Annotated in this window: 24 protein-coding genes; 12 read left to right on the plus strand and 12 right to left on the minus strand. The window is 69.5% G+C overall.

All coding sequences use genetic code 11. The annotated features are described in order from the left end of the window. Positions 1-30: 30 nt before the first annotated feature. Positions 31-885 carry a hypothetical protein gene (locus AC2YG9_RS00390; RefSeq protein WP_487295944.1) on the minus strand — a complete coding sequence of 285 codons (855 nt, stop codon included), beginning with the start codon at positions 883-885 and terminating at the stop codon, positions 31-33. Positions 886-1,047: 162 nt separating this feature from the next. On the opposite strand from AC2YG9_RS00390, the gene AC2YG9_RS00395 reads away from it, so the two are divergent. Next, positions 1,048-1,416: a hypothetical protein gene (locus AC2YG9_RS00395; protein WP_487295945.1), complete on the plus strand. Its 369-nt coding sequence runs from the start codon at positions 1,048-1,050 to the stop codon at positions 1,414-1,416. A gap of 208 nt (positions 1,417-1,624) precedes the next feature. Here AC2YG9_RS00395 and hutU read toward each other — a convergent pair whose 3' ends face one another. The 4 genes from hutU to hutI form a co-directional block, all read right to left on the minus strand. After that, a complete protein-coding gene (gene hutU / locus AC2YG9_RS00400; protein WP_487295946.1) occupies positions 1,625-3,283 on the minus strand; it encodes a urocanate hydratase in 1,659 nt (552 codons plus the stop codon). Positions 3,284-3,296: 13 nt separating this feature from the next. Beyond that, positions 3,297-4,100, minus strand: a complete 804-nt coding sequence (gene hutG, locus AC2YG9_RS00405; RefSeq protein WP_487295947.1) for an N-formylglutamate deformylase — start codon at positions 4,098-4,100, stop codon at positions 3,297-3,299. A 181-nt stretch (positions 4,101-4,281) separates the two neighbouring features. Beyond that, on the minus strand, positions 4,282-5,802 hold the full coding sequence (hutH, locus tag AC2YG9_RS00410) for a histidine ammonia-lyase (protein ID WP_487296901.1): 1,521 nt from the start codon (positions 5,800-5,802) through the stop codon (positions 4,282-4,284). Positions 5,803-5,804: 2 nt separating this feature from the next. After that, the gene (hutI, locus tag AC2YG9_RS00415) at positions 5,805-7,007 is read right to left on the minus strand and encodes an imidazolonepropionase (RefSeq protein ID WP_487295948.1); all 1,203 of its coding nucleotides are present in this window, start codon (positions 7,005-7,007) and stop codon (positions 5,805-5,807) included. A 67-nt stretch (positions 7,008-7,074) separates the two neighbouring features. Here hutI and AC2YG9_RS00420 point away from each other — a divergent pair, with 67 nt between their 5' ends. The 4 genes from AC2YG9_RS00420 (at position 7,075) to AC2YG9_RS00435 (ending at position 11,873) form a co-directional block, all read left to right on the plus strand. Further along, positions 7,075-8,418 (plus strand): formimidoylglutamate deiminase, encoded by a 1,344-nt coding sequence (locus AC2YG9_RS00420; protein ID WP_487295949.1) that lies wholly within the window; start codon positions 7,075-7,077, stop codon positions 8,416-8,418. Then, the gene (gene hutC, locus AC2YG9_RS00425; protein WP_487295950.1) at positions 8,415-9,125 is read left to right on the plus strand and encodes a histidine utilization transcriptional repressor HutC; all 711 of its coding nucleotides are present in this window, start codon (positions 8,415-8,417) and stop codon (positions 9,123-9,125) included. Before AC2YG9_RS00420 ends, hutC begins: the two co-directional genes overlap by 4 nt. Before the next feature lie 71 nt (positions 9,126-9,196). After that, complete coding sequence (locus AC2YG9_RS00430; RefSeq protein ID WP_487295951.1) at positions 9,197-10,516, plus strand: PQQ-dependent sugar dehydrogenase; 1,320 nt, start codon at positions 9,197-9,199, stop codon at positions 10,514-10,516. Positions 10,517-10,559: 43 nt separating this feature from the next. Continuing rightward, a complete protein-coding gene (locus tag AC2YG9_RS00435) occupies positions 10,560-11,873 on the plus strand; it encodes a PQQ-dependent sugar dehydrogenase (RefSeq protein WP_487295952.1) in 1,314 nt (437 codons plus the stop codon). 63 nt (positions 11,874-11,936) lie between these two features. On the opposite strand, the gene AC2YG9_RS00440 is transcribed toward AC2YG9_RS00435, so the two are convergent. The 5 genes from AC2YG9_RS00440 to AC2YG9_RS00460 all read right to left on the minus strand — a co-directional run bounded on the left by AC2YG9_RS00440 (position 11,937) and on the right by AC2YG9_RS00460 (position 16,256). Beyond that, positions 11,937-13,109: an acetyl-CoA C-acetyltransferase gene (locus AC2YG9_RS00440; protein ID WP_487295953.1), complete on the minus strand. Its 1,173-nt coding sequence runs from the start codon at positions 13,107-13,109 to the stop codon at positions 11,937-11,939. Between the two features lie 121 nt (positions 13,110-13,230). Next, a complete protein-coding gene (locus AC2YG9_RS00445; RefSeq protein ID WP_487295954.1) occupies positions 13,231-13,749 on the minus strand; it encodes a flavin reductase family protein in 519 nt (172 codons plus the stop codon). 44 nt (positions 13,750-13,793) lie between these two features. Then, positions 13,794-14,702 carry a glycosyltransferase gene (locus AC2YG9_RS00450; RefSeq protein WP_487295955.1) on the minus strand — a complete coding sequence of 303 codons (909 nt, stop codon included), beginning with the start codon at positions 14,700-14,702 and terminating at the stop codon, positions 13,794-13,796. A 54-nt stretch (positions 14,703-14,756) separates the two neighbouring features. Next, entirely contained in the window at positions 14,757-15,254 is a 498-nt protein-coding gene (locus AC2YG9_RS00455) for a GAF domain-containing protein (protein ID WP_487295956.1), read from the minus strand. A gap of 36 nt (positions 15,255-15,290) precedes the next feature. Beyond that, positions 15,291-16,256 (minus strand): response regulator, encoded by a 966-nt coding sequence (locus AC2YG9_RS00460; RefSeq protein WP_487295957.1) that lies wholly within the window; start codon positions 16,254-16,256, stop codon positions 15,291-15,293. Positions 16,257-16,496: 240 nt separating this feature from the next. On the opposite strand from AC2YG9_RS00460, the gene AC2YG9_RS00465 reads away from it, so the two are divergent. From AC2YG9_RS00465 to AC2YG9_RS00480, 4 genes are read left to right on the plus strand one after another with little or no spacing between them, the layout of a single operon-like run. Continuing rightward, the gene (locus tag AC2YG9_RS00465; RefSeq protein ID WP_487295958.1) at positions 16,497-17,162 is read left to right on the plus strand and encodes a PepSY-associated TM helix domain-containing protein; all 666 of its coding nucleotides are present in this window, start codon (positions 16,497-16,499) and stop codon (positions 17,160-17,162) included. Between the two features lie 7 nt (positions 17,163-17,169). Then, positions 17,170-17,691 (plus strand): DUF2271 domain-containing protein, encoded by a 522-nt coding sequence (locus tag AC2YG9_RS00470; protein WP_487295959.1) that lies wholly within the window; start codon positions 17,170-17,172, stop codon positions 17,689-17,691. An 8-nt stretch (positions 17,692-17,699) separates the two neighbouring features. Further along, complete coding sequence (locus tag AC2YG9_RS00475; RefSeq protein WP_487295960.1) at positions 17,700-18,506, plus strand: DUF4198 domain-containing protein; 807 nt, start codon at positions 17,700-17,702, stop codon at positions 18,504-18,506. Continuing rightward, complete coding sequence (locus AC2YG9_RS00480) at positions 18,475-19,494, plus strand: FAD:protein FMN transferase (RefSeq protein ID WP_487295961.1); 1,020 nt, start codon at positions 18,475-18,477, stop codon at positions 19,492-19,494. Before AC2YG9_RS00475 ends, AC2YG9_RS00480 begins: the two co-directional genes overlap by 32 nt. Here the strand turns inward: AC2YG9_RS00480 and kynA are convergent. Beyond that, positions 19,491-20,282: a tryptophan 2,3-dioxygenase gene (kynA, locus tag AC2YG9_RS00485; protein WP_487296902.1), complete on the minus strand. Its 792-nt coding sequence runs from the start codon at positions 20,280-20,282 to the stop codon at positions 19,491-19,493. The genes AC2YG9_RS00480 and kynA overlap by 4 nt on opposite strands. A gap of 123 nt (positions 20,283-20,405) precedes the next feature. Here kynA and AC2YG9_RS00490 point away from each other — a divergent pair, with 123 nt between their 5' ends. From AC2YG9_RS00490 to AC2YG9_RS00500, 3 genes are read left to right on the plus strand one after another with little or no spacing between them, the layout of a single operon-like run. Next, complete coding sequence (locus tag AC2YG9_RS00490) at positions 20,406-21,158, plus strand: enoyl-CoA hydratase/isomerase family protein (RefSeq protein ID WP_487295962.1); 753 nt, start codon at positions 20,406-20,408, stop codon at positions 21,156-21,158. Further along, entirely contained in the window at positions 21,158-22,174 is a 1,017-nt protein-coding gene (locus tag AC2YG9_RS00495) for a serine hydrolase domain-containing protein (protein WP_487295963.1), read from the plus strand. The genes AC2YG9_RS00490 and AC2YG9_RS00495 overlap by 1 nt, the downstream gene beginning before the upstream one ends. A 49-nt stretch (positions 22,175-22,223) precedes the next feature. After that, positions 22,224-23,219, plus strand: a complete 996-nt coding sequence (locus AC2YG9_RS00500; protein ID WP_487295964.1) for a glutathione S-transferase N-terminal domain-containing protein — start codon at positions 22,224-22,226, stop codon at positions 23,217-23,219. A 250-nt stretch (positions 23,220-23,469) separates the two neighbouring features. Here the strand turns inward: AC2YG9_RS00500 and AC2YG9_RS00505 are convergent, their stop codons facing one another. Then, positions 23,470-24,636, minus strand: coding sequence for an acyl-CoA dehydrogenase family protein (locus tag AC2YG9_RS00505; protein ID WP_487295965.1), 1,167 nt, complete (start codon positions 24,634-24,636; stop codon positions 23,470-23,472). Between the last annotated feature and the right edge of the window lie 41 nt (positions 24,637-24,677).

A 24,677-nucleotide genomic window follows, 5' to 3' on the forward strand; every position in this document is an offset into this window, starting at 1 on the left:
CAAACAACTGTTCGAGGCCTCGGTCTGGACTCACCAACGGCCAAAGGTGGCGGGAATGCCCAGTTTCAGGTCGGCATTGCATCGCCTGGCCATCGCCACGAAGACGCCGCTGTCGTTGCTGTCGTACGCGGCGGCCAGCTCCGGGTCGTCGGCCTTAACCCGATTGCGCGCGTCGAGCAGGCGTCGTCCCTCGGGTGTCTGCGCAGCCTTGGGAATGAGGGCCTCGGCGGCCCCGATCGCCTTGTTGACGGCGGCGTAGTCTGCCTCCATTCGCCCCGTCGCGGCCGGGTCGCTGCTTGCGCCGATCAGGTCCTCGAGCAGGAATTGCAGGCTCAGGAGCCGGTTCGAGCAACGGATCGCCAGGCTCTGGCGGGGCGTGAAGCTCACCGCGCCCAGACGCTTGTCCTCGGCCTCCATCCGGCGCCCCATCTCCGTCAGCTGGTCGAAGACCGTGCGATTGACGGCCGCCTCGCCCGGCATCGGCTTGCCACCGCAGAGGGCCGCGAACAGCGGCCAGGCCGGATCGAACTTGCCGCCGTCCTGCTCACCGCCGGGACCGCCCATCGGCTTCAGGTCGGGTCCGAAATAGCGAATCCGGGCAATTTTGAACGTCCCGGCCGCGCAGTCGATCTGCAGCTGGCGAAGGTCGCCACGCCGCGCCATCAGGCTGGGCGGCGCGGCCTTGGGGTCGATCGGATCGCGATAGCGCCAGAGCACCGACACCTGCCATTGGGCGCCGACCTTGCGGGGCGGCGTCGCCAGATAGGCCTGCGCCTCGCCCGCCTCGACGGTCAGGATGCGCCAGGGGACGGCGGCTTCCTGCGCCGCCACGGGTCCAGCGAGTCCGCAGCACAGCATCAGCAGGGAAAGGGCGCTCCAGCGCATGTCGGGGGGCTCCGGGCCGTTGAACCCTGCCAATAGACAGCGCCGGCCCCGGGCGCGCGCCCTCGGAACGGGGGGCTAATGCGACCACCCGACCAGATCGCTCTTCCAGGCCAAGGACAACGCTTCGAGGAGCGTTCCCGCGCGCCGGGCGTTGCGCGATCCATGACCCGCATGCCCACCCTCGCCCTGGCTGTTCTGCTCAGCCTTGCCGCCGCAGCGCCCGCCGCCGCCGCGCCCAACGTCGCCGCCGCCTTCGGCAACACCGTGCTCATCGTCGAACCCGACGGCCGCTCCCGCAAGATCTGGCTCGAGCCGGGCGGCCGCTGGACAGGCCTCAGCCGCCGGGGTCTGTCTCTGGCCGGCAAGTGGACGGTGAAGGGTGAGAAGGTCTGCATCAGCCAGTCGAAGCCGGCCCTGCCCGGCAGCCTCTGCAACCGGATGCCGGCGCGGCTCGGCTCTACGGTCGCCGCCAAGGACCCCGGCGGCAAGCCGATCACCTTGAAGCTGGTCAAGGGCCGGGTGAGCAGGTAGCCCGAGGTCGCTGGGCTATAGCTCTCCCCCCGCGAAGTGGGGGGAGGACCGCTTTGGAGCGCGAGCGACAATGCAGGAGGGGGGCAAGTCTGTCGGCAGGAGGAACCTCCCTGTCGCCGGTGGGACCCGCCTCCTGATTTCTCGCCTGGGCTCGAAATCTGTCCTCCCCCCACTTCGCGGGGGGAGAGCTTGAACGTCTGATCCCTCGCTAGAGCGACGGCAGATCCAGCCCCTTCTCACGCGCCCAGTCCGCTGCCTCCTCATATCCGGCGTCGGCATGCCGCATCACCCCCGTCGCCGGGTCGTTCCACAGCACACGGGCGAGACGCCGCGCCGCGTCCTCGGTGCCGTCGCAGACGATGACCATGCCGCTGTGCTGGGAAAAGCCCATGCCCACGCCGCCGCCGTGATGCAGCGACACCCAGGTCGCCCCGCTCGCCGTGTTCAGCAGCGCATTCAGCAACGGCCAGTCGGACACCGCGTCCGACCCGTCCTTCATCGCCTCGGTCTCACGGTTCGGGCTCGCCACCGAACCCGAGTCCAGGTGATCGCGCCCGATCACCACCGGCCCGATCTCGCCCCTGGCCACCATCTCGTTGAACGCCAGGCCCAGCTTGTCACGGTCGCCCAGGCCCACCCAGCAGATCCGCGCCGGCAGGCCCTGGAACTGGATCTTCTCCGCCGCCATGTCGAGCCAACGGTGCAGATGCTTGTTGTCCGGCAGCAGCTCTTTCACCTTCGCATCCGTCTTGCGGATGTCCTCGGGATCGCCGCTCAGCGCCGCCCAGCGGAACGGCCCGACGCCCCGGCAGAACAGCGGCCGGATATAGGCCGGCACGAACCCCGGGAAGGCGAAGGCGTCGGCCACCCCCTCCTCCAGCGCCACCTGGCGGATGTTGTTGCCGTAGTCGACGGTCGGCACCCCGGACTTGTGGAAGTCCAGCATGGCCTCGACGTGCCGCGCCATCGACCGCCGCGCCGCCTGCTCGACGGCCTTGGGGTCGCGCTCGCGCCGCTCGTCCCACTCCATCACCGACCAGCCGGCCGGCAGATAGCCGTTGACCGGGTCGTGCGCACTCGTCTGGTCGGTGACCAGGTCCGGCCGCACGCCGCGCCGGACCATCTCGGGCAGCATCTCGGCGGCGTTGCCGACCACCCCGACGCTGATCGCCCGCTTCTCGGCGCAGGCCTTTTCGATCAGGGCCAGGGCGTCATCCAGATTCTTGGCCTTCACGTCGAGATAGCCGGTCTTCAGCCGCATCTCGATCCGGCTCTCGCGGCATTCGATGGCCAGGCAGGACGCTCCCGCCATCACCGCCGCCAGCGGCTGGGCCCCGCCCATGCCGCCCAGGCCCGCCGTCAGGATCCAGCGCCCCGACAAGTCGCCGCCGTAGTGCTGGCGGCCGGCCTCCACGAACGTCTCATAGGTGCCCTGAACGATCCCCTGGCTGCCGATGTAGATCCACGACCCGGCCGTCATCTGGCCGTACATCATCAGCCCCTTGCGATCGAGCTCGTGGAAGTGGTCCCAGGTCGCCCAGTGCGGCACCAGGTTGGAGTTGGCCAGCAGCACGCGCGGCGCATCGGCGTGGGTGCGGAACACCCCCACCGGCTTGCCCGACTGGATCAGCAGCGTCTCGTCCGCCTCCAGCCGCTTCAGGGTCGCCACGATCCGGTCGAAGCTTTCCCAGTCCCGCGCCGCCCGGCCGATGCCGCCGTAGACCACCAGGTCTTCCGGCCGCTCGGCCACCTCCGGGTCGAGGTTGTTCATCAGCATCCGCATCGGCGCCTCGGTCAGCCAGGACTTGGCCGAAAGCTCCAGGCCACGCGGGCTGCGGATGACGCGGGTGTTGTCGATGCGGGTCATTCCCCAACTTCCTTCAAGAGTGCGTCCAGTCGATCAGGTCGGTCAGCATGGCGTTCAGCGGCCCCTGCAGGGCGGCCGCGCGGTCGGGGTTCCAGGTCGGAATGTCGAGGCCGGCGGGCTCGTCCATGTAGGCCCGCTGGGCGATTTCCATCTGCAGGGCATGCACGCCCTCTTCGGGGCGCCCGTAGTGGCGGGTGATCCAGCCGCCCTTGAAGCGGCCGTTGGTGACGTGGGTGAAGCCCGACGCCGCCATGTGTTTCTCGGCGATGGCCACGGCGCCGGCATCGGCGCTGGCCCCGCTGTTGGTCCCCAGGTTCAGGGCCGGCAGTTCGCCGTCGAACAGGCGCTCGACATGGCTGCGGATCGAGTGGGCGTCGTAGACCACGATGCGCGGATGGATCAGCCGCAGCCGGTCGATCTCCCCCTCAAGGGCGTCGTGGTAGGGCGCGAAATAGCTGATCCGCCGCCGGGCGATCTCGGCGTCTCGCGGATTGCGGCCCGGCTTGTAGAGCGGCGCGTCGTCAAACGTCTCGGTCGGGCACAGGCCCGTCGTCGCCTGGCCGGGATACAGGCTTTGGCCCGAGGGGTCGCGGTTCACATCGATGGCCGTGCGCGAGATGTCGGTGCGCACGACGGTGGCGTCCAGCGCCTCGGCAAACCCATAGAGCTGCGGGATGAACCAGTCGGCGTCATGGATCGCCAGCGCATGGCTGACCAGATGGTCGGCGATCTCCGGCGGGATCACCGTCCCGGCATGCGGGATGGAGATGACGAGGGGCGCCTGACCCCGGCGGACGTGGAGCCACGCCGCGGTCATGGACGGCGCCTGAAATAGCCCTCCCCCTCGAGGGGGGAGGGTTGGGTGGGGGTGAACGCGCGAGGCGCCCGGAAGCGCGCAGAAGGCGTCGTCGCCCATTCGGGATCAACCCGACGCCCGGTGGACACACCCCCAACCCCGACCCTTCCCCCCTCGAGGGGGAAGGGAGATGTGCGCGCCCTCATTCCACCATCCCCGGCAGTTCGACTCCCGCCGCCTTGGCCAGCGCCCCGCTCTTCACCAGCTCCGCCGCCGCCGCCATGTCCGGCGCGAAGAACCGATCATCCTCCAGGTGCGGAACCCGCCCGCGCACCAAGGCCCGGACCGCTTCGAGACCTTCGCTCGACGCCAAACCCGCGTGGAAATCGCAGCCCTGCGCCGCCGCCAGCACCTCGATGGCCACCACCTGGGCAGCGTTCTCGGCCATCTCCAGCAGGCGCCGCGCGCCATGCGCCGCCATCGACACATGGTCTTCCTGGTTCGCACTGGTCGGGATGCTGTCCACGCTGGCCGGATAGGCCCGCTGCTTGTTCTCCGACACCAGCGCCGCCGCCGTCACCTGCGGGATCATGAAGCCGCTGTTGATCCCCGGCCGCGGCGTCAGGAACGCCGGCAGCCCCGACAACGCCGGGTCGACCAGCATCGCCGTGCGCCGCTCCGACATAGAGCCGATCTCGCAGACCGCCATGGCCAGCATGTCGGCCGCAAAGGCCACCGGCTCGGCGTGGAAGTTGCCGCCGCTGATCGCCTCGCCGGTCTCGGTGAAGATCAGCGGGTTGTCCGTCACCCCGCCGGCCTCGATGCCCAGAGTCGTCGCCGCCTGCCGCCCCAGATCGAGGATCGCCCCCATCACCTGCGGCTGGCAGCGCAGGCAGTAGGGATCCTGCACCTTCTCGCAGTGGGCATGGCTGACCTGGATCGCGCTGCCCGCCAACATTGCTCGATACGAGGCGGCTGCCTCGGCCTGTCCCCGATGCCCGCGCAGGGCATGGATACGCGGATCGAACGGCGCCACCGAGCCCTTGGCCGCCTCCACCGACAGGGCGCCGGCCACCATCGCCGCCTGGAACACCCGCTCGATCCGAAACAGCCCGGCGAGCGCACAGGCGGTCGAGAACTGCGTCCCGTTGAGCAGCGCCAGCCCTTCCTTGGGCCCCAGCACCAGCGGCTTCAGCCCGACCCTGGCCAGGGCGTCTGCCGCCGGCATCCGCTCGCCGGCCACGAAAGCCTCTCCAACCCCGATCATGGTCGCCGCCATATGCGACAGCGGCGCGAGATCGCCCGACGCCCCGACACTGCCCTGGCGCGGGATCAGCGGCAGGCAGTCGCGAGCCAGCAGCTCGAGGATCATCTCCACCGTCGCCGGCGCCACGCCCGAGGCGCCGCGCCCCAGGCTCGCGGCCTTGAGGGCCAGCATCAGCCGCACGACGTCGGCTTCCAGCGGCTCACCCACGCCGGCGCTGTGGCTGAGCACGATGTTTTCCTGCAGCCGCGCCAGGTCCGCCGTCTCGATGCGGATGTTGGCCAGCTTGCCGAAGCCGGTGTTGACGCCATAGACCGCATCGCCCTTGGCCACGATGGCCTCGACCACGGCCGCGCTGGCCGCGATGGCCGGCCAGGCCCCGGCGGAGAGGGTGGGATTCGAACCCGCGAACACCGCCTGCCAGTCGGCCAGGCTCGCCTCGCCCGGGGTCAACACCACTGTCACGCATCCACTCCCTGAAACACCCGGGTGCGCAACGCATTGCGCCCCAGCCAGTAGGCCAGCTCCACCGGCCGCGTCGCATCCCAGATCGCCAGGTTGCAGGCCTTGCCCACCGCCAGCGACCCCATGTCATCCCAGCGCCCGATGGCCCGCGCCGCCTCCCGCGTCACGCCGGCCAGCGCCTCATCGACCGTCAGCCCGAACAGGATCACCGCCATGTTCACCGCCGTCAGCAGTGAGGTCAGCGGCGAACTCCCCGGATTGCAGTCCGTCGCCACCGCCATCCGCACCCCCGCCTGGCGGAACAGCGCCACCGGCGGCTTCTCCTCGTCCCGCAGCGCATAGAAGGCCCCCGGCAGCAGCACCGCCACCGTCCCCGCCCTGGCCATCGCCGCCGCGCCCTCGGCGTCCGTCCGCTCCAGATGATCGGCGCTCAGCGCCCCGTACTCCGCCGCCAGCTGCGCCCCGCCGCCGGCCGTCCGCTGGTCGGCATGCAGCCGCACCGGCAGGCCATGCGCCCTGGCCGCATCGAACACGGCCCGCACCTCGTCCGGCGTAAAGGCGTTGGTCTCGCAGAAGGCGTCGACCGCATCGGCCAGGCCCACGGCGGCCGGAATGATCTCATCCACCACCTTGGCGACATAGTCCTCGCGGCTGTCCCGATGCTCCGGCGGCAGGGTGTGCGCCGCCAGCAAACTGGTCGCCACGCTCACCGCCCGCGCGCTCTCCAGAGCCCGCGCCGCCCGCAGCATCTTCAGCTCACTGTCCAGATCGAGCCCATAGCCCGACTTCACCTCGATGGCCGTGACCCCCTCGGCCAGCAGCCGGTCGAGCCGCTCCAGCGCGCTCGCCACCAACTCGCCCTCACTGGCCGCCCGCGTCCTGGCGACCGTGGAAACGATCCCGCCCCCCGCCGCCGCGATGGTCTCGTAGGTCTCCCCGCGCAGCCGCATCTCGAACTCGTCCGCCCGGTCCCCGGCGAACACCAGATGGGTGTGACAGTCGATCAGTCCCGGGGTGACCAGCCGCCCCTCAAGCTCGACCACCTCATCGGCGCTCCAGCCGTCCGGCAGGTCGGTCCCGACAAAGGCGATCCGCGCGGCGACACAGCCCACCGCGCCGTCCTCGACGAGGCCAAGACCGGTTCGCGACTCGTCGAGAGTCGCCAGCCGTCCGCCACGCCAGAGCCGGTCGAAATGCATGAATCCTCCGCGAAGGCCCGCACAATATGTCTAGACATATTCATCTTGCAACCTGATCCTCGGGGTCATGCAGACGACCCTGTTCCTCGACCGCGCCCTGCTCCCCGACGGCTGGGCCTCGAACGTCCGGATCACGTGCGAGGACGGGATCATCACCGCGCTGCAAACCGACCAACCGCCCATTTCGGGCGAATCCCGCCAGGCGCTCGGTGTCCCGGGCGTGCCCAACCTGCATAGCCACGCTTTCCAGCGCGCCATGGCCGGCCTGGCCGAACGCCGAGGCCCGGCGGCCGACAGTTTCTGGACCTGGCGCGAGGTCATGTACCGCTTCCTGGCCCGCCTCGGCCCCGACGATGTCGAGGCCATCGCGGCCTACGCCTTCGCCGACATGCTGGAGGCCGGCTTCACTGCCGTGGCCGAGTTCCACTACCTGCACCACAGCCCCGACGGCTCCCCCTACGCCGACGTCGCCGAACTGGCCCGCCGCCATACCAGGGCCGCCGCCGACACCGGCATCGGCGTCACCATGCTGCCGGTCTTCTACGCCCACGCCACCTTTGGCGGTGAGCCGCCGACCCCGGGCCAGCGCCGTTTCATCAATGATCCGGGCCGCTTCGCCCGCATCGTCGAGGCCCTGCAGAGCGATGGCGCCGTGGTCGGCGTCGCCCCCCACAGCCTGCGCGCCGCCACTCCGGACGAGCTGAAAGCCATCCTCCCCCTGGCCGACGGCCCGGTGCATATCCACGCCGCCGAACAGGTCAAGGAGGTCGAGGACTGCTTGGCCTGGTCCGGCCAGCGGCCGGTCGAATGGCTGCTCGACCACGCCGGCGTCGACCAGCGCTGGTGCCTGATCCACGCCACCCACCTGACCCGCCAAGAGACTGAAAACCTTGCCAGATCCGGCGCGGTCGCAGGCCTCTGCCCGATCACCGAGGCCAACCTCGGCGACGGCATATTCCCCTCGGCGCGCTATCTGGAAGCCGGCGGCCGCTTCGGAGTCGGCACCGACAGCAACATCGCCGTCGACGCCGCCGGCGAGCTGCGCCAGCTCGAATACGCCCAGCGCCTGGCCCTGCGCGGCCGCAACCTGCTCTCCCGGACCGAAGGCGAAAGCACCGGCCGGGCCCTGCTCACGGGCGCGCATCGGGGCGGCGCCCAGGCGTTGGGCCAGCCGCTCGGCGCCCTCGCCGTTGGCCATCGGGCCGACGTCGTCTGCCTGGACATGGACCATCCGGACATGGCCGGCCGCTCCGACGACCTGGCCATCGACACCTGGGTGTTCAGCCAGGGGCGCACCGCCATCGACTCGGTCTATGCCGACGGTCGCCGCGTGGTCGAGAATGGCCGCCACCTTGACCGCAGCGCCATCAACGCCCGCTACAGCGCCGTCCTCAAAGGCCTCACCGCATGACCCAGCCGCTCCACGAAGCCATCCGCGCCCGGCTCGAGGCCGACATCCTCGCCGGCATCTACAAGCCCGGCGAAAAACTACCCAACGAGACCGACCTGGCCGCCGAATGGAACTGCGCCCGGATGACGGTGTCGCGGGCCCTGAACGCCCTGGCCGAGGCCGGCATGGTCCAGCGCCGCAAGCGGGCCGGCACCTTCGTCACCCGCCGCACGGTGCAGGAGACCGTGCTGGAAATCCGCGATGTCGCCGCCGAGGTGCGCGCCTCCGGCCGTGACTACGCCTTCCGCCGCCTGGCCCGCCGCGAGGCCGGCGCCTCGGCCGACGAAGCCGCCCGCCTGGGCGTTCCCGAGGGCGCGCCTGTCCTGCTGGTCATCGGCCTGCACCTGGCCGACGGCGAGCCGCACGCCCTCGAGGAGCGGCTGATCAGCCTGGACGCCGCCCCCGCCGCCGCCCGCGAGCGGTTCGAGGACGCGCCCCCCGGCGCCTGGCTGCTCACCCACGTCCCCTGGACCGAGGCCGAGCACGCCATCACCGCCCTGGCCGCTGACAGCCAGACCGCCAAAAGACTAGGGATTTCCACCGGTTCACCGCTGCTGTCGCTGGAGCGCAAGACCTGGGCCTCGGGGGCCGGCGTCACCGCCGCCCGCTTCCTCTACCCGGCCGGCGCCCAGCGCTTCACCGCCCGCCTGCGCCAGCCTCGGGGCTGAGGGGAACAAGCTTAACCACCGAACGCTTTGCCTTCGCTGGACGCCACGTCCGGCCAAGAAGGACATTGCCCGTGACCGCCCTCTCCCGCGTCCTGCCCCTCACCCTGGCAGGCGCCGCCTCGCTGCTGGCCCTCGCCGCCTGCGCCGGCAAGACCAGCCTGCCCGCCTCCGCCACCTACGGCCCCAACCCGACCATCGTCGAACCTCAGTCGGCCCTGATCCCGACCATCAACGCCCGCAAGGCCGTCGGCTGGCCGGCCGGCGACAAGCCGATCGCCGCCGCCGGCCTCAAGGTCGAAGCCTTCGCCAGCGGCCTCGACCACCCCCGCTGGCTCTACGTCCTGCCCAACGGCGACGTCCTGGTCGCCGAGTCAAACGCCCCGCCCAAGCCCGAGGACGGCAAGGGCATCAAGGGCGCGGTCATGAAGGCGGTGATGAAGAACGCCGGAGCCGGCGTGCCCAGCGCCAACCGCATCAGCCTGCTGCGCGACAGCGACGGGGATGGCGTGGCCGAGACGAAGACCGTCTTCCTGTCGGGCCTCAACTCGCCGTTCGGGATGGCCCTGGTCGGGAACACCTTCTACGTCGCCAACAGCGACGCCGTGGTCAGCTTCCCCTACCAGCCCGGCGCCACCCGCATCAGCGCGGCGGGGACCAGGGTCGCCGACCTGCCGGCCGGCCCGCTGAATCACCACTGGACCAAGAACATCATCGCCAGTCCGGACGGGACGAAGCTCTACGCAACTGTCGGCTCGAACAGCAACGTCGGCGAGAACGGCCTGGACAAGGAAGAAGGCCGCGCCGCCATCTGGGAAATCGACCTGGCGTCCGGCCAGAAGCGCCTGTTCGCCACGGGCCTGCGCAATCCCAATGGCCTCGACTGGGAGCCGGTCTCGGGCATGCTGTGGACGACGGTCAATGAGCGCGACGAGATCGGCCACGACCTGGTGCCCGACTATATGACCAGCGTCCGCGACGGCGGCTTCTACGGCTGGCCCTACAGCTACTGGGGCCGTGTCGACACCCGGGTCAAACCGCGGGACCCGGCCAAGGTGGCGGTCGCCCTGACCCCCGACTATGCGCTCGGGGCCCACACCGCCTCGCTCGGCCTGACCTTCTATCGCGGCGACCTGCTCGGCCAGTATCGCGGCGGCGCCTTCATCGGCCAGCATGGCTCGTGGAACCGCGACCCGGTCAGCGGCTACAAGGTCGTCTTCGTCCCGTTCAGCGGCGGCAAGCCCAGCGGCCCGGCCCAGGATGTGCTGACCGGCTTCCTCGATGAGAACATCCACACCAAGGGCCGCCCCGTCGGCGTGGCCGTGGACCGGCGCGGGGCCCTGCTGGTCGCCGATGACGTCGGCAATGTCATCTGGCGCGTGACGCCGGGCTGATTTGCGGAGTAGCGTTCTCCCAACGACTGTCGGGGAACGATCCATGAAACGTCTGCTGCTGACCGGCCTTGCGCTGGCCGCCCTGTCGCTGGCCGCCTGCCAGAAGCCGACCACGTCAGACGGCTCCGAAGGCTACGGCCCCAACCCGACCATGCCGGCGGCCAAGACCTCTCCCCTGCCGACCGTCAACGCCCGCCAGGCCGTCGGCTGGGCCAAGGACGCCGCACCCGTTCCCGCCGAGGGCCTGAAGGTGGCCCGCTTCGCCGAGGGCCTGGAGCACCCGCGCTGGCTCTACGCCCTGCCCAACGGCGACATCCTGGTGTCCGAGAGCAACAGCCCGCCGCGCGAGGGCAAGGGGCTGACCGCCATGGTCGCCAAGAACATGATGAAGAAGGCCGGGGCCGGCGTCCCCAGCCCCAACCGTATCACCCTGCTGCGCGACGCCGACGGCGATGGCGTGGCCGAGCTGAAAACGCCCTTCATCACCGGCCTGAACTCGCCGTCGGGCATGGTCCTGGTCGGCAATCAGCTGTTCGTCGCCAACACCGACAGCGTGGTCGTGTTCGACTACATCGAAGGCGCGACGAAGATCGACGGCGCCGGCAAGAAGATCGCCGACCTGCCGGCCACCGGCTCCAACGGCCACTGGGCCCGCAACATCATCGCCAAGGCCGATGGCTCCAAGCTGTACGTCGGGGTCGGCTCATCCAGCAACATCGCCGACGAAGGGCTGGAGGTCGAAAAGGAAAGGGCCGCCATCCTGGAGATGAACCTGGATGGTTCCGGCCGCCGCACCTTTGCGTCGGGCCTGCGCAACCCCAACGGCATGGCTTGGGAGCCCGTCACCGGCCAGCTCTGGGCGGCCGTCAACGAGCGCGACATGATCGGCCACGACACGCCGCCCGACTACATGACGGTGGTCAAGGACGGCGGCTTCTACGGCTGGCCCTGGAGCTACTGGGGCCAGACTGTCGACGACCGGGTCGAGCCCGCCAACCCGGCCATGGTCGCCAAGGCCCTCAAGCCCTCCTACGGCCTGGGCGCCCACACCGCCTCGCTCGGCATCCATTTCTACAGCGGGCCGCTGCTGCCGGAGGTCTGGCGCGGAGGCGTCTTCGTCGCCCAGCACGGCAGCTGGAACCGCGACCCGCCCAGCGGCTACCGGGTGATCTACGTGCCCTTCGTGGCCGGCAATCCGTCCGGTGGACCGGTCGTGGTGCTGGATGGCTTCCTGAACGCCAGGAAGGAAGCCCAGGGCCGCCCCGTCGCCTTCGCGCAGGACAAGACCGGCGGCCTGCTGGTCTCCGACGACGTCGGCAACATCATCTGGCGGGTCACGCCCTCGGCGGTTCCTTAGGTAAAGAGAAAGAGCCGCCGGATCGCTCCGACGGCCCTTCCGTTATCTCGATGACCGAGAGGCTTACAGCCGCTCGATGATCGTCACGTTGGCCAGACCGCCGCCTTCGCACATGGTCTGCAGGCCGTACTTGCCGCCGCGGTCCTTCAGCACGTTGACCAGGGTGGCCATCAGCTTCGAACCCGACCCGCCGAGCGGGTGGCCGAGGCTGATCGCGCCGCCGTTGACGTTCAGGCGGTCCGGGTCGGCGCCCGTGGCCTGCAGCCAGGCGACCGGCACCGAGGCGAAGGCTTCGTTGACCTCGAAGGCGTCGATGTCGTCGATCTTCAGGCCGCTCTTCTCCAGCGCCCGCAGGGTGGCCGGGATCGGGGCTTCCAGCATGATCACCGGATCCGCGCCGATCACCGTCATGTGGTGGATACGGGCCAGCGGCTCGACGCCCAGTTGCTTCAGGCCCTTCTCGTTGACCACGAGCACGCCCGAGGCGCCGTCGCAGATCTGGCTGGAGGTGGCGGCGGTCAGGGCGCCGTCTTCCTGCAGCAGTTTGACGCCGCGCATGGCTTCCAGGCTGGCCTCGAAGCGGATGCCCTCATCGACGGTGTGCTCTTCTTCCACGCCCTCGGCGGTCTTGATCTTCACTGGCACGATTTCGTTGGCGAACTTGCCGGCCTTGGTGGCCTCGATCGCCTTGCGGTGGCTGTTGTAGCCGTACTCGTCGAGCTGGTCCTTGGTCAGGCCGTACTTCTTGGCGATCATCTCGGCGCCGGCGAACTGACTGAACTGGATGTTCGGGTAGCGCTCCTGGATGTTGGGGCTCATGTAGCTGCCCATGCCGGCCTTCAGGGCCAGGATGGCCGGGGTGCCCATCGGCACGCGGGTCATGCTCTCCACGCCCGAGGCGATGACGATGTCCATGGCGCCCGACATGACCGCCTGGGCTGCGAAGTGGATGGCCTGCTGCGAGGAGCCGCACTGGCGGTCGACGCTGGTGCCCGGCACGCTTTCCGGCAGGGACGAGGCGAGGATGGCGTTGCGGGCGATGTTCACCGACTGCTCGCCGGCCTGGCCGACGCAGCCCATGATGACGTCCTCGACCAGGGCGGGATCGGCGTCCACGTCCTTGATCAGGCCTTCCAGCACCTGGGCGGCGAGGTCGGCGGGGTGCCAGCCGGCCAGACGGCCACCCTTACGGCCTCCGGCGGTGCGTTTGGCGGCGACGATATAGGCTTCGGCCATGGGGTGCTCCCGAGGTTCTCGTTTACGTTCGCGGTAAGATAAGCCAAGCGACTGGGACGCGTAAGTATGACCTAACGGCAGGTGTGGGTGGCAATTTTTGACGCCCCCCGCAGATTCCCTGTCAGTCCGTATGCACCCGCCGGAACTGGCCGCGCAGGTAAACCAGCGGCTCGTGCTCGGGATCGAAACGGACCTTCAGGATCCTGCCGATGAAGATGCGGTGGTCGCCGGCGTCGATGACCTGGGTGGTCTCGAGTTCGAAGTTGGCCATGCAGCCGGGCAGGATCGGCACGCCGTGGTCCCAGGTCTCGCAGGTCAGGCCTTCGAAGCGGTCCGCCGACTTGACGGTGAAGCGGCGGGCCATGTCCTCCTGCTCGGCGTGCAGGACGTTGACCGAGAACTTCCCGGCCTGTTCCAGCACCGGCAGGCTGGAGGCCTTGAGATCGACGCAGACCAGAGCCAGCGGAGGGTCGAGGCTGACCGAGGAGAAGGCGTTGACGGTGAAGCCGACCTGGCGGCCGTCGGCGGCGCAGGTGGTGACCACGGTGACGCCGGTGGTGAAACAGCCGAACGCGTCCCTCAGCGCCCGGGCGTCGGCGATCAGGTCGCCGTCGAGAGTGATGGTGCGGGACGGGCTCATTGAACCCTTTTTGGGATGCTACGGCAGGCGGTGCAAGGCTTCCCTTACGCAGCCCGGCCGTAAAAGCTCTGGCTGAAGGGCGGGAACCAGAAGGTCTTGCCGAGGCCCCGCATCAGCCGGTCCAGCGGCATGGCGCGGTCGGGCGCGAAGAGGACCCATTTGACCGCGACGACCGGCGTCCAGAGGGCCGTCTGGACCAAGCCGGCCAGCATCCAGCGGGCGATGCCGGGTATGTCCCTGTGCTCGGCGCAGTGTTCGCTCGGCCCCTGTCCGTAGGCGAAGGCGCGGCGCAGGGCGTAGGCCAGGGTCAGCCGCGAGGGGACAGGGTCTTCCCAGACGAAGGCGGCGTGGGCCCAGCCGAACGAGGCGCCGGCGGCGGCCATCTGGGCGAACAGCAGGTCGTCCTCGCCGCCGCTGGCGTTGCGTGCCGGGTCGAACGGGGCGGTCGGATGCGGCAGTGCGGTGCGGCGGATCAGGCTGTTGCCACAGCCGTACCAGCTGTCGAGGACCTGGGTGGTCGCGGGGCCGTGTCGGGAGAAGAAGTCTTCGAGATAGGCGCGGTGGCGGACGCCAGTGGGCGCGCGCCCACGGACGGGGCCGAAGACGACGTCGGCGCCGAGGGCCTGCTGCGCCGAGAGCAGATTGGCCAGCCAGGTCGGCGGGGCTTCCTCATCGTCATCGAGGAAGGCGATCAACTCGCCCGTGGCGACGGCCAGGGCGGCGTTGCGGACATTGGCGACGCCGGGGCGCGGTTCGTGGACGTAGCGAACCGGGAACGGCGCGGTGAGAGCCTCGACGAAGGCCTGGGCCGAGGGAACAGCGTCGTTGTCGGCGACGATGAGCTCCAGCTGCGCGGGATCAACCCCGATCTGGGCCACCAGCGAACGCAGCGCCGTCGCCACCCCGTCAGGGCGGCGTTGTGTCGGAACGATGAGGCTGACGCGGGCGGTCATGCCGATTGCATAGCCCAGGCAGGTTTAGAAACCCTCTCCCGGGCCGCCCCGAGGTTACTGCGCGAACGTCGCCCGCAGGATCGTCTCAATCCCCGCCTGATCCACGGCGTCGAACGCTGACGGCTTGTCGCTGTCCACGTCGAACACGGCCAGCAGCTTGCCGCTCGCATCCTTTACCGGCACGACGATCTCGCTCTGGCTCCGCGCATCACAGGCGATGTGGCCGGGGAAGGCATGCACGTCCTCGACCAGTTGCGTTTCGCCCGTCTCCGCCGCCGCGCCGCAGACGCCGCGGCCGTAGGCGATGCGCAGACAGCCCAGCGTGCCCTGGTAGGGGCCGACGACCAGTTCGCGCTCGCGCGTCTCGTCGACGACGTAGAAGCCGGTCCAGAAATAGTGGTCGAAGCTGCTGGCCAGCATCGAGGCCACCGTCGCCATCCGGGCGGTGACGTTCGGCTCGCCGTCGAGCACCGAGGCGATCTCCAGGGCCACCTCGGCGTAGCGGGCGGCCTTGTCGGCGGAAAGGGTGAGGTCGTTGAAGGCTTCGGCCATGGCTCAGCCATATAGGCCCTTAGCCCCCATCCGCAATCAGACGTCGAGGACGGCCAGCCGCTTGCCCGGCGCCGTGACCGGGCCGTAGTCGAGGGTCAGGCCCGCCAGATGGTTTTCGATCCGGCGCGAAACGGCGCGATCGAGCTGGCGGGTGATCAGGGCGCTGCCCTTCAGGTCGCTGGCCGGCAGCAGGGCCAGGGAGCGCAGGGTGTCGAGGTGGATCTGCACCACCTCCGGGTCCGACTTGCCGGCCCCGCCGACCGCCGAGACATAGCGCCCCAGACTGGCGGCGGCGCGGGTCAGCACCCGGTCGCCAACCTCGCTGGCCCGCTGGCGAATGGCGTGCATCACCCGGCAGGCCATCTGGCGCAACAGGTGGTCGAGGCCGCCCCGGGCGACGATCAGGCGCTGGAAGGTGGCCATCTCGTCGAGGATCTGGGCGCAGAGGGCGGCGCGGGCGGCGATGTCCACGCCGTTGGCCGCATCGCCCCGGCGGCGCAGGGGGCCGGCATAGCCCTCGTCGTCCTCACGGCCCTGTCGGCGGTCGGGGCCGACGTAGCCCGTGGAAATGACGAAATCGATCTCGCGCTGGCGCACCGTGGCCACCCGCTCCAGCACCCGGGCCGGGGTGAAGGGCTTGACCAGAAAGGCGTCGGCCCCGGCCGCCCGGCCGATCTCGACGTCTCGACGGGTGCGTTCGGTGGTCAGCAGGATGATCGGCAGGCGCGGATCGGGGATGCGCGGGTCCTCGGTGATCGCCGCCTGGCGGATGGCGCGGATCAGGCTGAGGCCATCCATCACCGGCATCAGCCAGTCGGTGATGACCACGTCCGGCCGCGTCCCGGCCATCATGGCGAGCGCCTCCGAGCCGCTCTCGGCGGTGATCACCCGGTCAACGCCGCCGGCCCGCAGGACGTCGGCGACGAGGCGGCGCGTGCTGTGGTGGTCGTCGACCACCATCACGCAAAGGCCCTCGAGGGGATCAGGCAGCGCCGCGTCCATGGGCGAACACCCTATCGGGCAAGCGTTTCAGCGGGGTTACCGGCCGGTCTCATCCCCTGCGCCCGAACGCCGCAAGCCCGGCCTCGCCGCTTTTTCTCACTGCAGGTTTGCGCCGGCGGCCAAGTCTGCTATTGCGAGACGTTCTCAATAATTCGGCCCGCCTCCCCGCATGCGCTTTTCGTCCCATCCTTCGGCCCACCTCCTTAGCCAGGCAGGAACAGGGCGAGGCCGTCGCTGACCATGGACGTCGCGGTGGACGAGGCGAAGCTGGCCGCCAAGGCTAAGGCGAAAAAGCGGGCGCAGATGCGGGCCGGGTTCCTGCGCGAGACCGTGCGCTGGCACTGGATCAGCGCCGCCATCTGCCTGGTCGGCATCATCCTGTTCGCCGTCACCGGCATCACCCTGAACCATGCCCGCCAGATCGAGGCCAAGCCGGTCGTCACCAACCGCGAGGCCACCGCCCCGGCCCCGGTAATCAAGGCGATGCAGGCGGCGGAGACCGCCGGGGGAGCCCTGCCCGACGCCGCCCAGGCCTGGCTGAACAAGGACCTCAAGGTCGAGGCGCCGAAGAAGGCCGCCATCGAATGGTCGGACGGCGAGGCCTACATCGCCCTGCCCCGCCCGGGCGGGGACGGCTGGGTCACCATCGATACCCAGACCGGCGCCACCGAAGCCGAGCTGACCTCGCGCGGCTGGGTCTCCTACCTCAACGACCTGCACAAGGGCCGCAACACCGGGCCGGTGTGGGCCTGGTTCCTCGACATCTTCGCGGCCGGCTGCATCGTTTTCTGCGTCACCGGCCTGATCCTCCTGTTCATGCACGCCCACGCCCGCAAGACCACCTGGTGGTACGTGGGCCTGGGGCTGTTCATCCCGCTCGTCCTCGCACTCCACTTCATGCCCTGAGATGTCCATGCGTATCGTCCTGCCCGCCACCCTCCTCGCCGGCATCGCCAGCCCCGTCCTCGCGGGCGACCTGACCGTCGGCGTCGAAATCCCGAAGATGACAGTGGCCGAGTACCATCGTCCCTACGTCGCGATCTGGATCGAAACTCCCGACGAGACGGCCGTGAAGACCCTGGCCGTCTGGTACGACACCAAGAACCCCAAGGGCGAAGGCGCCACCTGGCTGAAGGACATGCGCCAGTGGTGGCGCCGCACCGGCCGCAGCCTCGACAAGGGCGCGATCAACGCCGTCAGCGCCCCGACCAAGGCCCCAGGCAAGCAGCAGCTGGTCGTCCCCGCCGCCCGCCTGGCCGGCCTCAAGCCGGGGTCCTACACCCTGGTGGTCGAGGCCGCCCGCGAAGTCGGCGGCCGCGAGGTCGTCAAGATCCCCTTCACCTGGACCGGGCCCAATAACAAGAATGGGGCCGGGAAGGGCGGAACCGCCAAGGGCGCCAGCGAGCTGGCCGCCGTCACCCTGACCATCAAGTGAGCGAGACCATGAAGAAGACCCTCATCGCGCTTGGCGCCTTCGCCGCCGTTCTCGCCGCCGCCGGCCAGGCCAGCGCCCACCGCCAGTGGATGCTGCCCTCGATGACCGTGCTGTCGGGTGACAACGCCTGGGTCAGCGTCGACGCCGCCGTGTCCAACGACCTGTTCGTCTTCGAACATGTGCCCATGCGCCTCGAAGGCCTGGTCATAACCGGTCCGGACGGCGCCCCGGTCGAGGCCCAGAACAAGTTCACCGGTAAATACCGCTCCGTATTTGACATCCAGCTGAGCCAGCAGGGCACCTATCGGGTGGCCAATGTCTCGGGCGGCCTGAACGTGTCCTACAAGGTGAACGGCGAGCAGAAGCGTTGGCGCGGCGCCCCGGCCGACGCGGCCGCCAATATTCCGGCCGCCGCCACCGAGGTGAAGAAGTCCCTCAGCGACCGCCGCGTCGAGTTCTTCGTCACCAACGGCGCCCCGACCGAGACGGCGCTGAAGGCCACCGGCAAGGGCCTGGAACTGGTCCCGGTCAGCCACCCCAACGATGTCATCGCCGGCGAAAAGGCGACCTTCGGCCTGGTGCTGGACGGCAAGCCGGCGGCTGGCGTCGAGGTGCTGATCGAACCGGGCGGCACCCGCTTCAATGACGAGCGCGGCGAGATCAGGACGACCACCGACAAGGACGGCAAGTTCACCGTCACCTGGCCCAGGGCCGGCTTCTACTGGCTGGAAGCCACCGTGAAGGGCCCGGCCGACGCGGACGGCGTCGAGCGCAACGCCGGCTATGTGGCGACCTTCGAAGTCCTCAAAGACTAAGCTGAACCGGGTCGTCATCCCTCCGGCGCTGGACCCCGGCGCCAGCGATCCGCCCCCGGGGCCGGTCCTCAAGCTGACCGGTCCGACCATGGGCGTCAGCTGGACGGTGCAGGCCTGCCCGCCGGCCGGCGTGACGGCCGAGCACATCCGTGCCGCGGCCCAGGGCGCGGTCAACGCCGTGGTCATGCAGATGAGCGGCTGGGAGCCGGGCTCCGATCTTTGCCGGTTCAACCGCGCGGACGCCGAAAGCTGGCATGACCTTCCTAGCGACTTCGCCGCCGTCATCGACCGCGCCCTCTACTGGGCCGGGGAGAGCGACGGCGCCTTCGATCCCACCGTCGGCCGCCTGACCGACCTCTGGGGCTTCGGCCCCGCCGGGCCGCGCGACGGCCCGCCTGCCGGGCAGGAACTGGACGGGCTGTGGTCGCAGTCGGGCTGGACCCGGCTCGAACGACGGGGCCAGGCGCTCCTGCAACCCGGCGGTCTCGAACTCGATCTGTCGGGCCTCGCCAAGGGCTTCGGCGTCGATGCCGTGATCCGCGCTCTTGAAGCGCTCGGCGTCCGCCACGCGCTTGTCGAGATCGGCGGCGAGCTGCGCGGCGAGGGCGTCCAGCCGGGCGGCCAACCCTGGTGGGTGCAGATCGAGACGCCGCCCGGCGTCACCGTCGATGAGCCCGTCGTCGTCGCCCTGCACGGTCTGTCCCTGGCTACCAGCGGCGACTACCGCCGCTTCCGGATGGACAGCGGCCGACGCCGTTCCCACACGATCGACCCACGCACCGGCCAGCCGGTCGAGGCGGCCGCCGCCTCGGTCAGCGTGTTGGCCAACACCTGCATGGACGCCGATGCTCTGTGTACGGTGCTTATGGTGCTCGGACCCGAGGCCGGGCCGGCCTGGGCGACGGCAAAAGGCGTTGCGGCCTACTGGCAGCTCCGCGATGGCGGCGAGCGAACGACGCCCGCCTTCGCCGCGATGCTCGACGACTAGATAACCGTCCGCAGGCTGAGCAATTCCGGAAAGAACGGCCGCTCCAGCGCCTTGACCAGATAGGCCACCCCGGCCGAGCCGCCGGTGCCGCGCTTGAAGCCGATGATCCGCTCGACGGTCTTCATATGGGCGAACCGCCACTGCTGCAGGCGATACTCGATGTCGACGAGCTTCTCGCCCAGCTCATAGAGATCCCAGTGGGTCTCGACGTCGCGATAGACCGCCAGCCAGGCGGCCTCGACCTCGGCGTTGGCCTCATAGCCCTGCGTCCAGTCGCGATCGAGATAGGCCTGCGGGATGGCAAAACCGCGCCGGGCCAGCAGGGCCAGGGCCTCGTCGTAGAGGCTTGGCGCGCCAAGGGCCGCAGTCAGTTCGGCATGCACCGCCGGATCGCTCTCGAACACCTCCAGGGTGCGGGCGTTCTTCGCCCCAAGCAGGAATTCGATCTGGCGGTACTGGTGCGACTGGAAGCCGCTGCTGGTCCCCAGGGCGTCGCGGAAGCGGCTGTAGTCGAACGGCGTCATGGTCGCCAGGATTTCCCAGGCCTGGATCATCTGGGTCTGGATCCGCCCGACCCGGCTCAGCATCTTGAAGGCTGGCTCCAGATCGTCGTTGCGCAGATGGGCCACGGCGCCGCGCAGCTCATGCAGGCACAGCTTCATCCACAGCTCACTCGACTGGTGGATGACGATGAACAGCAGCTCGTCATGCTCGCCGGAGCGTGGGGCCTGGGCGCCCAGCACCTTGTCGAGTTGCAGATATTGGCCATAGCTCAGGGACTTCGACAGGTCCCAGGTCACGCCTTCATAGGGGTCTTGCTCGCTCATGAGGCGGTTCTTAAGCGCTTCGCGGCCGCTTGTCCTTCCCCCACGTCGTCCTGCTAGTCTCGGCGAAAATCAGGGAGGACGGCGATGAGCGATCTGGTGCTGCGCGAGGACCGGGGCGGGGCGGTGACCCTGACCCTCAATCGGCCGGACAAGCTGAACGCCCTCAACGTGCCCCTGTTCAAGGCGCTGGACGACCATGTCGCCGCCATCGAGGCCGACAAGTCGGCCCGCCTCGTCATCCTGCGCGGGGCCGGCAAATGCTTCTCCGCCGGCCATGACCTCGGCGACATCGCCGCCGGCGAAAAGCTGCCCCGCCCCAACTTCCAGGCCAGCGTCATCGAACGCCTGGCCGACCTGCCCATGCCGGTGATCACCGCCGTTCACGGCCACTGCTACACCGGCGCCCTGGAACTGGCCCTGGCCGGCGACATCATCTTCGCCAGCGAGGCGGCCAAGTTCGGCGACACCCACGCCAAATGGGCCCTGACCCCTGTTTGGGGTCTCAGCCAGCGCCTGCCCCGGCGTGTGGGAACCTACAAGGCCCGCGAGATGATGTTCACCTGCCGCACCTGGAGCGGCCGCGAAGCCGAGCGCATTGGCCTGGCCAACATCTGCGTCGCCAACGAGGACTACGAAAGCGGCCTGGCCGCCCTGGCCGACAGCATCCTGGCCAACAGCAGTTTCAGCCACGCGGCCAACAAGAAGCTGCTGGTCGACACCGACGGCCTGCCGCAGAAGGTCGGCTTGGCGCACGAGGTATTCCGCGGCGAAGGCCGGGGTCCCGACATGGAAGAGCGTATCGCCGCCTTCCAGAACAAGACGACCAAGGTCAGCTGATGGCCCTCGCACCCCTCCCCGCCCAGCCCGCCGACACCTCCTGGCCCACCGCCGACTGGCCGACCGGGACCCCGCTGCCGGACGCCCTGGCCGCCAGGCTCGACGCCGCCTTCAGCGACGAGACGCTCGGCATCACCGACGCGGTGCTGGTCATCCAGGGCGGCGCCATCCGCTACGAACGCTATGGCGACGCGCTCGACCACCAGAGCCGCTTCCCGTCCTGGTCCAAGGCCAAGAGCATCACCCAGGCCCTGGTCGGCCTGGCCGTCGCCGAGGGAAAGCTGGACATCCACGCCCCCGCCGACGTGCCGGCCTGGAAGGATGACGAACGGTCGGCCATCACCCTCGACCACCTGCTGCGCATGTCCAGCGGCCTGAAATTCGTCGAGGACTATGTGCCGGGCAGTGTATCCGACGTCATCGAGATGCTGTTCGGGAGCGGCAAGGAGAACGTTGCCGCCTATGCCATCGACCAACCGCTGGCCTTACCGCCCGACACCCACTGGTCCTACGCCAGCGGCACGACCAACATCATCTGCGACATCCTGCAGCGCACCCTCGGCCTGAAGGGCGAGGCCTTCGAGGCCCATATGCGCCGGGCGCTGTTCGAACCGCTCGGCATGACCAGCCCGATCCCCAAGTTCGATGCCGCCGGGACCTTCATCGGCTCGTCCTACTGCTTCTGCACGGCCCGCGATTTCGCCCGCTTCGGCCTGCTCTACCTGCGCGGCGGCGTCTGGGAGGATCGCCAGTTCCTCCCCGCCGCCTGGGTCGACTACGCCCGCACCCCAACCCCGGCCGTGCCGGCCACCGAGGAGCTCGGCTACGGCGCCCAGTGGTGGCTGGGCCTCGGCGGCGAAGGGTCGTTCAGCGCCAACGGCTACGAGGGCCAGTACACCCTCTGCCTGCCGGACCTCGACGTGGTCATGGTTCGCCACGGCCGTACGCCGCTGGAGTGCAAGGACAACCTGGCCGCTTGGGTGCGATCAGTGGTCGGGGACTTGCGCGCCGGGTGATCCGGGGTCATCGTGCCGCCAAACAATTGGCACTCAGGATGTCATAAACGTGGAAACGCCCCTCGAGCTCTCCGGCGCCCCCGGATCGCCCTACACCCGCAAGATGCTGGCCGTGCTGCGTTATCGGCGCATCCCCTACCGGCTATACTACCGGGGCCGTGAGCCGGCCGGCTATCCGACCGCCAAGGTGCCGCTGCTGCCGACCTTCTTCATCGGCGGTGCGGCGGTGACCGATTCCACCCCGCTGATCCGACGCTTCGACGCCGAGATCCCCGGCCGCCCGGTGCGCCCGACCGACCCGGCCGTGGCCTTCCTCGACAGCCTGATCGAGGACTATGCCGACGAGTGGCTGACCAAATGCATGTTCCACTACCGCTGGGCCCACGAGGCGGACGCCACCTTCGCCGGTCGCCTCCTGCCGAGCTGGGGCCCCGCGCCGCTGGACGAGCCGACGTTGCAGACCATGGCCAGCTACATCAGCGAGCGCCAGATCGGCCGCCTGGCCTACGTCGGCTCCAACCCGACGACGGGGCCGGTGATCGAGGACAGCTACGTGCGCCTGCTCGCGGCTCTGGAGGCCCACCTGGCAGCTTCCCCCTTCATGCTCGGCGCCGCGCCGGGCGCGGGCGACTTCGGCCTGTTCGGCCAGCTGACCCAACTGGCCGGCGTCGATCCGACCCCGACCGGGCTCGCCCAGAAGTCTGGCCATCGGGTGATGGGCTGGATCGGCATGGTCGAGGACCTGTCAGGCCTCGAGCCCGGACCGATGGTCGACGCCGGCGCGATCCCGGCGACCTTGAAGGCGCTGCTCGCCGAAATGGGCCGGGTATACGCACCGCTGCTGATCGCCAACGCCAAGGCGGTGATGGCGGGCGAGAAGATGGTCGAGACAGAGATCGACGGCCGGGTCTGGGTCCAGAACGCGTTTCCGTATCAGGCGAAATGTCTGGGTTGGCTGCGTGAGGAATACGCCGCGCTCCCGGCGGCCTCAAAGGCGCAGGTCGACGCCGCGATCAACGGAACGGGTTGGGAGACGCTGTTCTAGGAACCAGCCAAAAGCCGGCGCCAACATCCCAAGCTCTCCGCCCTCTGGGCGGAGGACCGCTTTCGAGCCTTCAAGCGAGAAAGCAGGAGGCGGGCCCACCGGCGTTGGAAGGTTGGCGCGTTCCCTTGCGCACCAGCGGCAGCTTCAGCGCACGACCGCCGGTGGAAGTCCCGCCTCCTGTTTTGTCGCTCACGCTCCAAAACGGTCCTCCGCCCCAAGGGCGGAGAGCTAACGCCCCCCTCCCGCGCGCCTACAACAAATCCGCCGGCGTCGGATCGAACCCCAGGGCGATCCGCCCGCCAATCTGCGCCGCCCGGTCCCAGTCGAACACCACATGCCCCCGGATCATCTGCACATCCCGCAGATACCGCTGCAGCGGCGAATTCAGGAACCCGGCGCTGGCCCCGGCCGCGCGGCACATGATGTCCACCGCCTCGCAGGCCAGCTTCACCGTATGGGCCGCCGCCAGCCGCACCGCCGCCAGGCTGTCGGTGCTCATCCCCCCGCCCAGCGGCCCCTCCCGCTCATACAGCGCCAGCGCATTCTCCCAGACCAAGGCGGCGGCCCGCACCGTCGCCAGCGCCTCGCCCAGCCGCAGATGCGTCGCCGGGGAATCGACCGCCTTGGCCCCGCCGGCGTGGGCCTGGATCTTGGCCTTCATCCGTTCGGTGAAAGCGGCCAGCGCCCCCTCCGCCGCCCCCAGGGCCGGCCCGGCCGCGACCAGGGCCAGGAGCGGCGGCATGGCATAGCCCACCGTGCTGCCTGGATGCCGCGCCAGCCCCGGCATCGGCCCATAACGCATCTCCAGCGCTGACAGCGTCCGATAGGCCGGCACGAACACGTCCCTGGCCACAACGGTGTTGCTGCCCGTCGCCGCCATGCCAGATACATGCCAGACATCCTCGACCGCTACATCGGCCAGCGGCAGCACGCAGAAGCGCGGCATCGGCCCGTCCATGGCGCTGACCATCACCCAGTCGCAGTGGTTGACCCCCGTCGCCCACTCCCACCGGCCGGTGATGCGGTAGCCGCCGTCGACCGTCTCGGCCTTGCCGGTCGGGGCCAGCGGCGCCGGGATCATCGGCATGGCCCCGCCCACGAACAGCTCGTCCTGCAATGCCGGCTCGAAGCGCGACACCAGCCAGGCATGCTCGGCCAGGAAGGACAGGGTCCAGGCGGTCGACGGACAGCCCCGCGCCATCCACCGCCCGACGTTCAGGAAGGTGGTCATCGAGGCGCCCGCCCCGCCGTTGGTCTTCGGCGCCAGCAGGTGGAAGAAGCCGGCCTCCATCGCCTCGTCGATACTGGCCTGCGGCACGCTGCGCAGGCCCTCGGCCTCCGCCGCCCGGTCCGCCAGCCGCAGCGCGGCGGCGTCGGCCCAGGCCATCCAGTCTTCGTGCGTTTGCGGCTGGCTCATCATCTCGCTCCCTCAGATTTCGCAATAACATAACTTATGTT

The organism is Caulobacter sp. SRI_014 (assembly GCF_057586315.1).

What these genes read in the sequence shown, in the direction of transcription:
- hutG (WP_487295947.1), bottom strand. Translation starts at nt 4,100, where the DNA reads ATGACCGCGGCGTGGCTCCACGTCCGCCGGGGTCAGGCGCCCCTCGTC.
- AC2YG9_RS00505 (WP_487295965.1), bottom strand. Translation starts at nt 24,636, where the DNA reads ATGAGCCAGCCGCAAACGCACGAAGACTGGATGGCCTGGGCCGACGCC.
- hutC (WP_487295950.1), top strand. Translation starts at nt 8,415, where the DNA reads ATGACCCAGCCGCTCCACGAAGCCATCCGCGCCCGGCTCGAGGCCGAC.
- AC2YG9_RS00475 (WP_487295960.1), top strand. Translation starts at nt 17,700, where the DNA reads ATGAAGAAGACCCTCATCGCGCTTGGCGCCTTCGCCGCCGTTCTCGCC.
- AC2YG9_RS00395 (WP_487295945.1), top strand. Translation starts at nt 1,048, where the DNA reads ATGACCCGCATGCCCACCCTCGCCCTGGCTGTTCTGCTCAGCCTTGCC.
- AC2YG9_RS00460 (WP_487295957.1), bottom strand. Translation starts at nt 16,256, where the DNA reads ATGGACGCGGCGCTGCCTGATCCCCTCGAGGGCCTTTGCGTGATGGTG.
- AC2YG9_RS00440 (WP_487295953.1), bottom strand. Translation starts at nt 13,109, where the DNA reads ATGGCCGAAGCCTATATCGTCGCCGCCAAACGCACCGCCGGAGGCCGT.
- AC2YG9_RS00490 (WP_487295962.1), top strand. Translation starts at nt 20,406, where the DNA reads ATGAGCGATCTGGTGCTGCGCGAGGACCGGGGCGGGGCGGTGACCCTG.
- AC2YG9_RS00420 (WP_487295949.1), top strand. Translation starts at nt 7,075, where the DNA reads ATGCAGACGACCCTGTTCCTCGACCGCGCCCTGCTCCCCGACGGCTGG.
- AC2YG9_RS00470 (WP_487295959.1), top strand. Translation starts at nt 17,170, where the DNA reads ATGCGTATCGTCCTGCCCGCCACCCTCCTCGCCGGCATCGCCAGCCCC.
- AC2YG9_RS00390 (WP_487295944.1), bottom strand. Translation starts at nt 885, where the DNA reads ATGCGCTGGAGCGCCCTTTCCCTGCTGATGCTGTGCTGCGGACTCGCT.
- AC2YG9_RS00450 (WP_487295955.1), bottom strand. Translation starts at nt 14,702, where the DNA reads ATGACCGCCCGCGTCAGCCTCATCGTTCCGACACAACGCCGCCCTGAC.
- AC2YG9_RS00495 (WP_487295963.1), top strand. Translation starts at nt 21,158, where the DNA reads ATGGCCCTCGCACCCCTCCCCGCCCAGCCCGCCGACACCTCCTGGCCC.
- hutU (WP_487295946.1), bottom strand. Translation starts at nt 3,283, where the DNA reads ATGACCCGCATCGACAACACCCGCGTCATCCGCAGCCCGCGTGGCCTG.
- AC2YG9_RS00480 (WP_487295961.1), top strand. Translation starts at nt 18,475, where the DNA reads ATGTGGCGACCTTCGAAGTCCTCAAAGACTAAGCTGAACCGGGTCGTC.
- hutI (WP_487295948.1), bottom strand. Translation starts at nt 7,007, where the DNA reads ATGCATTTCGACCGGCTCTGGCGTGGCGGACGGCTGGCGACTCTCGAC.
- AC2YG9_RS00435 (WP_487295952.1), top strand. Translation starts at nt 10,560, where the DNA reads ATGAAACGTCTGCTGCTGACCGGCCTTGCGCTGGCCGCCCTGTCGCTG.
- AC2YG9_RS00445 (WP_487295954.1), bottom strand. Translation starts at nt 13,749, where the DNA reads ATGAGCCCGTCCCGCACCATCACTCTCGACGGCGACCTGATCGCCGAC.
- AC2YG9_RS00465 (WP_487295958.1), top strand. Translation starts at nt 16,497, where the DNA reads ATGGACGTCGCGGTGGACGAGGCGAAGCTGGCCGCCAAGGCTAAGGCG.
- AC2YG9_RS00455 (WP_487295956.1), bottom strand. Translation starts at nt 15,254, where the DNA reads ATGGCCGAAGCCTTCAACGACCTCACCCTTTCCGCCGACAAGGCCGCC.